This window comes from Thermoleptolyngbya sp. M55_K2018_002 (genome assembly GCF_015295965.1).
GTDB lineage: Bacteria > Cyanobacteriota > Cyanobacteriia > Elainellales > Elainellaceae > Thermoleptolyngbya > Thermoleptolyngbya sichuanensis.
The window spans coordinates 1-6,649 of sequence record NZ_DVEA01000121.1 but is presented as its reverse complement, the minus strand read 5'-3'; the positions used below and the strand labels follow the sequence as shown (position 1 = coordinate 6,649).

General features: G+C 56.7%; 4 protein-coding genes. 2 read left to right on the top strand and 2 right to left on the bottom strand.

From position 1 onward, the window contains the following. Positions 1-2,744, top strand: a 2,744-nt coding sequence (locus IGS51_RS06040; protein WP_297077156.1) for a putative PEP-binding protein, incomplete at its 5' end; no start/stop codon positions are given. A gap of 231 nt (positions 2,745-2,975) precedes the next feature. On the opposite strand, the gene IGS51_RS06035 is transcribed toward IGS51_RS06040, so the two are convergent. Beyond that, positions 2,976-3,158, bottom strand: a complete 183-nt coding sequence (locus IGS51_RS06035) for a YqaE/Pmp3 family membrane protein (protein WP_068508908.1) — start codon at positions 3,156-3,158, stop codon at positions 2,976-2,978. An 843-nt stretch (positions 3,159-4,001) separates the two neighbouring features. On the opposite strand from IGS51_RS06035, the gene IGS51_RS06030 reads away from it, so the two are divergent. Then, positions 4,002-4,421: a phage holin family protein gene (locus tag IGS51_RS06030; protein WP_297077153.1), complete on the top strand. Its 420-nt coding sequence runs from the start codon at positions 4,002-4,004 to the stop codon at positions 4,419-4,421. 186 nt (positions 4,422-4,607) lie between these two features. Here IGS51_RS06030 and IGS51_RS06025 read toward each other — a convergent pair whose 3' ends face one another. Next, positions 4,608-6,407: a GMC oxidoreductase gene (locus IGS51_RS06025; protein WP_297077152.1), complete on the bottom strand. Its 1,800-nt coding sequence runs from the start codon at positions 6,405-6,407 to the stop codon at positions 4,608-4,610. Positions 6,408-6,649: the final 242 nt, after the last annotated feature.

The following is a 6,649-nucleotide window of genomic DNA, read 5'->3' as shown; positions in this document are numbered from 1 at the left end:
CATCTCAAGGGCGATGGCGTATGCACGGGGACGCACTCAAAGACCTCTACGGGTTGGGGCAGATCCAGCCCGCAGATCGGACTGAGGTCGGCGACAAAGCCTATTACCTGGGTTTGTTGGAACAGCGTGGGTTTCCTGTCGCGCCAGGGCTTGTGGTGGGGGCGCGAGTGCTGCGGCGATTTCTGTCGAGCCTAGATTGGCAGGAGCCGCTGTTTGCCGATTTGCCCGATTCGTCGCTGCATGTGGATGTCGATCGGCCGCAGCAGCTCCGGGCGATCGCCCAAAAGATCCGTCAGTCCATCCTCTCCGCACCGCTCTGGGACGACTGGCTGGCGGGGGTGGAGGCGCAAGCGCAGCAGTGGCAGTCGCCGATGGTCATTTTGCGGCCGTCGCTCGGTCTGGCGGCGGGTCTGGACCCGACTTTTAGCGGGCGAATGCGGGGGCTATTGGGGGCGCAGATTTGTGAGGCAAACCGAGGGGCGATCGCCCTAGCGTTGCGGCTGGTGTGGGCAGATCTGTTTCGGGCCAAAAGCCTATTCGTCTGGCAGCGATCGCGCCTCCAGCTTCATCAACTTTATCTGGGCGTGCTGATCCAGCCGATTCAGGATGCGATCGCTGCGGGAACGGCTTGCGTGAGTCCGACAAGCTGCGAAACGCAGTCGATTTGGGGGCTGGGGGCCGCTCTAGCGTGGGGAGAACTGGCTCCCGACCGCTTTTTGTTTACCCACCCCCCTGCCCTCCACACGCCTCCAGCCAGCCAGGAACCCGCCGCAGCGGAGCCTGCCCCTCGAAACCTGCTCCTGGCGGTTCGGCAGATCCATCCCAAGCCCTATTGCTATCGGCTGTGTCAGGAGTCGTCTGCTTCTGCCCACAATGGACTGCGGAGTTCTGTTTCGGGTTTGCGGATCGAACTGTTAGAACCGTCCCAGCAGCAGCAGCCCAGCCTGAGCGAAGCGCAACTTCAGACATTGCTCGCGCTGTCGCGCCAGGTTCAGCAAACTCTCGGCAGCAGCGTCAATCTAGAGTGGACGCTGGGGCCACTTGAGTCCAGCGAACCGCCCCAGTTTCAACTGACTCAGCTCAATGTGCTGTTTCCTCGTTCGGTGGCGGCGGCTCCGGGGTCATCCGCTATCGCAACGGTTCCGGCGAATAACGCTCCGGCGACTGATGCCCCGGCGAATAATACCCCTGCGAATAATGCCCCGGCGACTGAACTATTGCCATTGCGCGGGCTGGCAGCAGCAACGGGTCAGGTTTCGGCTCAGGTCTGGGTGGTGGAGGATCTGAGCCAAGTGCCGCCAGACTTTCCAGCAGGGCAACTGCTGGTGATGTCGCATGTGCCGCCGAGGTGGCTGGGGCTGGTGCAGCGGGCGGGTGGCATTGTGACAGAGCAGGGTGGTATAACCAGTCACGGCGCAATTTTGGCGCGGGAAATAGGGATTCCGGCGGTGGTGGGCGTGGCGGGGGCGACGCAGATCCTGCGGACAGGCGAATGGGTAACGGTAGATGGCGATCGCGGCTTGGTGCATCGCCTGCGGACTGTGCCAGAGGGAGGGCAGGGGGCACTCCATCCAGAAATATCCCCAGAAATATCCCCAGGAGTATCCCCAGAAATATCCCCAGAAATATCCCTAGACAGGGTTCCAGAAATCGCCCCAGACATGGCTCCAGCGTCTAGGGTTGGCCTGGATGCTCCAGCGACCGATCCCCCGCCGCCCCGCACCCGCACGCAACTGCTGCTGGCGTTGGGGCAGGCTGCCGATCTCGATACGATCGCAGACTTGCCCAGCGAGGGGGTTGGGCTGCTGCGGGCAGAGCATCTGCTGATGCCGCTGTTGCATCAATTGGGGAGCCAGACCAGCCGCGGAAGAACGATTCCGCCGATTCCTCAAGGTGAGATAGAGATATCTGAAATATCTGAGATATCTGAGATATCCGCGAAATCGGCGATATCCGCAAACTGGACTGGCGCGTTTCCAGCAGAATTCGGCAAGGAAGCGGCAAAGGAAGTGGCAGAGGCGATCGCCCAAAGAATCCTTCCCATTGCCGCCGCCTTTGCGCCCCGCCCGGTGTTTTATCGGTCGCTCGACGTGCGATCGCAGGACTTGCTGGGTGCGTTCTCCAGTGCCCAGCCCGGTTCTCCAGAGCCAAACCCAACCCTGGGAATGCACGGTGCCTTTAGCTACAAAAACAGCCCCGCCTGGTTTGACGCGGAGCTTTTGGCGCTGCGACAGGTGCAGCAGGCTGGCTATGCCAATCTTCGACTCATTTTGCCCTTTGTGCGCGGGGTCGAAGAGGTGCGCTTTTGCCGTCAGCGGGCGCTGGCAACCGGGCTAGGGGATACCCCCGACTTTCAGCTTTGGATCATGGCAGAGGTGCCATCGGTGCTGTTCTTGCTGCCGGAGCTAGTGCAGGCAGGGGTGCAGGGCATTGCCATTGGCAGCAATGACCTAGCGCAACTGCTGCTGGCGGCCGATCGCGACCTGCCGCACCTCTCCGAGGCGTTTCCGCCGCGCCACCCTGCTGTGCAGCGTGCTATCCGGCACTTGGTTCAGACGGCTCGCCACCTCGGCATTCCCTGCACCCTCTGCGGCGAATTGCCCAGTCAGCACCTTGATCTGGTAGAAGAATGGGTGCGCTGGGGAATCACCGCGCTCTGCGTCGCGCCCGGTGCAGCCCGCAGCGTGCAATGGGCGATCGCCCGCGCCGAAACCGTCATCGCAGAACGCGAACTGCTGGGATGAGCGCGAACTGGGGCGATTAACTGGGGCGATTAACTGGGGCAATTAGAAGCTGCAAGCAGACGAGATGCAAGCAGACGGTGCAGTTAGATGCAATCTAGGTGCAATTAGAAAGTGCAGCTAGAAAGCGACGGAGTGACGGAGGCGCAAAATCGCTTCAGCAACTTGCTCTAGCCCTCCAACACTCCAATCACTCCAATCACTCCAATCACCCAACGCTACGCTTGCGCTCGACTACACTTCCTGATTTAGCTTTTCCTCATGCTTCATCACGGCCCAGAGTCCGTGAATTGCACCCGGCACAAAGCCCAGAAGCGTCAAAAGGATATTGATCAGTAGCGTGGAGCTGAAGCCATAGGTCAGATACACGCCGACGGGGGGCAGCAGAACCGATAGGAGAATGCGTACTAATTTCATAAGCCACCTACTCAATCAAGGGAAACGGGAACGTTGCTAGAGCAGTTGTATGAACCTGTGGCCCATGATTTTAGAGCCAAGTTCAAGACTTCAGAAATCTAAAGAACTTTGAACAACAGGTGCAGTGAACTGTACTTTTCCATAGTAGCGAACTATTATCTTTGGAAACGGTTCCAAAAGTAGATTTAGCGGGTAAAATCCGAACCTGAATGTTACGGAGATCACATTCATTGATTTCGTGCTTATTCGTTTCTATTTCTTTCCTATTTCTTTAGAAATGGACGAGAAGTAGAAGGTCGGTATTCTCTTATGTCAAAGGTATGTCGAAGGTCGGAAATTACCCTTTTTTGCAATTCGGCTGCGAATGATGAATGTGCTGAGTTTTACATTGTGGAGTTTTAAGTGGGGTTTTAATATTTGTCGAGATTCATCGAGCGATCGCCCAAAAAAACTCTAAACTGCTTGACTAGCAAGCTTTTCGAGTTTTGCTCGACAGGCGGAGCGCAGAGAGTTAGGAGCAATAAGCATAAATTTTGACCGCGTGTGATTTAAAACGGGTCGTATTTTCTAAATCAATTGAGTAGAGATGACCATAAAGACAGATGCTTTAGTGTGAAATTAATCGGTACTATACTGAATCTATGAGATGAAGTGACGTGAATGGAGTGAATCAAACGTTCACTAGTCAATAGTTATCTACGCCAGTTATCTGTTTAGTGATTCATCCTGTTGAACCATTGCGATCGCAGGATATATGAGATAACAAAAAGCATTAGTGAAACGACGGTTCACAGATTCGATGAAGGCTTCAAGTTGTTTTGATTCAACCTGGATGGAACTGCTATGTTGGGATACTTGTTGACGACTCTGATTACAGCCCTGAGCCTGCTGGTGGTAGACATCGTAGTGCCAGGGGTGACTTTGGCGAACTTTCCCGCTGCCCTACTCGCTGGGGTGTCGATTGGTGTGGTGAATACGCTGGTAAAGCCTGTGCTGTCGCTGCTGTCGCTGCCGATTAACTTCCTGACGCTGGGCCTATTTGGCTTTGTGGTCAACGGGTTCTGCTTCTGGCTGGCATCGCTGTTTGTGCCTGGGTTTGCGGTCAGTGGGCTGCTGGCCTTCCTGCTGGGGCCCGTGGTACTCACCTTCGCCAGCACCTTGCTAAATCGCTACTTTGCTGAGAAGGAAGCTGCTAAGACGCTGAATGCTGGCTCTACGCCTGCGGTGACGCTGGAAACGAAAGAAGTTGAGAAGGCAAGCTAGACCCAAGCTAGACTGCTGTTCTGGCAAGGGGTGAAGCGGTGAGTGGGGGCGATCGCCCTCCCTGCCTCCCCAGCTTGAGGATTCGCGATAAAGCTGAAAAGCGGGATGGTTTGAGGCGCTGTGCCTGGCCGTCCCGCTTTTCGTTCCCAAGTTTTAATTCAAGTTTTAATTCTCTAACTCGAATCGTTAAACCGTCGTCACCTGCTTCAGATGCTCCGCCAGACGGATGGCCATTGCTGCCAGCGTCAGCGTTGGGTTGGCGGCGGGCGACGAGGGAAACACCGACAGGTCGCAGGCGTAAAGATTGTCGTACCCCAGAAACTTGAGGTTGGTATCCACCACGCCATCGTTGAGCGCTACACCATCCTGTGTTTCGCCACTCATTCGCAGCGTGCCGACTTCATGGGCAACGCCGCCCAGTCCGGCGGGCTTGAGGCTGAGGTCGTTGCCCACCAGCGGCTGTCCCCCCAGCGCGGCAATCAGCTGATCTTTGAGTCGATTCATCTCGGCAAACAGTGCCCCCTCCACCGGGCAGGGCTGCATCTGCACCACAGGTCTGACGTAGGACGGCCCCAACTGCCGCACGGTATTTTGCTCCATCAGCGGCGCATCCAGCAAAAACACGATTTCGCAGAGCATGACGTTGCCCCGCTCGCGCCGATGTCGCTCCAGCAGTTCCAGGTCTACATAGCGCCCCTGGTTAAAGTCGGCCCCAAACTCCAGCACAATGTTGAACGGATTGGGCCCTTCGCGATATTGACACAGCACCTTGCTGGAAGACGTGGGGTCGTAAAGTTCTGCGGTGGCAGGCAGGACAAAATGCGTGAAGAAAATGGGATGGTCGGTAATGCCAACGCCGATTTTGCCGTTGGGGTCGCTGAGCCTGCTGAGTTGGGCGATTTTGGCGCTTTCGATCGTCCCTGCGGCAAGCACCACCTGCTTTGCCTGATAGCGGCGCTCTTGCTGAGCAATCAGGTCGTAGGCAACCACCTGCGTCACCGATGTGCCCGCCGTTTCGACCCGCACCACAGGATGGTTGAGGTTGATCGAGAGGTTTTGGTTTCCCTGGGGGCCATTGGTCAGCATCGACTCCATCAGCAAATCCGCCGTGGAGAACATGCCCGTAGGAATGGTACTGAGGTCTTGCGTGTTGGAATATTGCACCGCCATTGGCGCATCGAAGTGGTTGAATTGGTCGAGGGTCTGCTGCAAAAAGCGCTTGACCCGGCGGCGATAGGGCGTGGGGGGCAGGGGCACGCGGTTCATCAGGTCTTCGGCCTGCTGATAGCCGCCGTCTTCTAGGAACCAGCGGACGCTGCGGGGCCAGGACTCCATTTCCCAGGTGGTCATGCGCGGAATCAGCCCGCCCCAAAAGAGCGATCGCCCACCCAGGCTAAAGGCTTGCCCACCGTCGAACTGAGAGCCATAGCCGTTGGCGTAATTGGTGACTTTGAACTCGTCGTAGAGGCTCCAGACGTGCTTGTCAAACTGACCGATGCGGTGCTGGCGCGGCAGGTTGGCGGTGTGGGTGGGAAATAGGTAGCTGCCCGCCTCCAGCACCAGCACGTCCATTCCCCGGTTTGAAAGCTGATCCGCTAGGATGCCGCCGCCAATGCCAGAGCCAATCACAATCACGTCAAACAGGTGCGCCTCGTCCAGGTTGGGCGGAAAGAACATCTGCTGGACGTGCCCATTTTCCACCACCATTTCCTGAATCGGCGGAAACTGGATATCCGGCTCTTGATAGAAAAAGTTGCTGCCTGCCTGGGGCTGAATAAACCGATCGGCTCCGGTCATCCAGTAGGTGCGCTCCAGCACAAACTTGAACGTAAGACCGTTGGGATACCGGGCTTCGGGCAGTTCAAACCGCCATTCGCCGCCGTCGTAGATGCCGGGGAGATCTTTGTCCCAGCCGTCGATGTTATTTCGCAGCGTGATCAGGCGATCGGGGCGATAGTTGACGGTTCTAAAGCGGATGGTAAACATGGGGGCTTGTTTCCTCCAGAGGGATTGCGTAAAAAGGGGGCGCTAGCCAGCGACGAACCCTTTCATGCAGATCTCCAGCGCGATCGCCCCAAAATCCTGAAAGATAAGATAACTCTATGTCAAAAAGCAAAGACATTCAACCCACCCCAACTTTAGGAGATCCTCAGCACTGCACGAAAGGGCGATCGCCCTTCCCAGACCTCCCGAATATTCTTACCCCAAAAATCGTGCTGAACAGATGT

Bases quoted from the DNA above. Each gene is read 5' to 3' on its own strand.
- IGS51_RS06030 (WP_297077153.1), top strand. From the start codon at position 4,002: ATGTTGGGATACTTGTTGACGACTCTGATTACAGCCCTGAGCCTGCTG.
- IGS51_RS06025 (WP_297077152.1), bottom strand. From the start codon at position 6,407: ATGTTTACCATCCGCTTTAGAACCGTCAACTATCGCCCCGATCGCCTG.
- IGS51_RS06035 (WP_068508908.1), bottom strand. From the start codon at position 3,158: ATGAAATTAGTACGCATTCTCCTATCGGTTCTGCTGCCCCCCGTCGGC.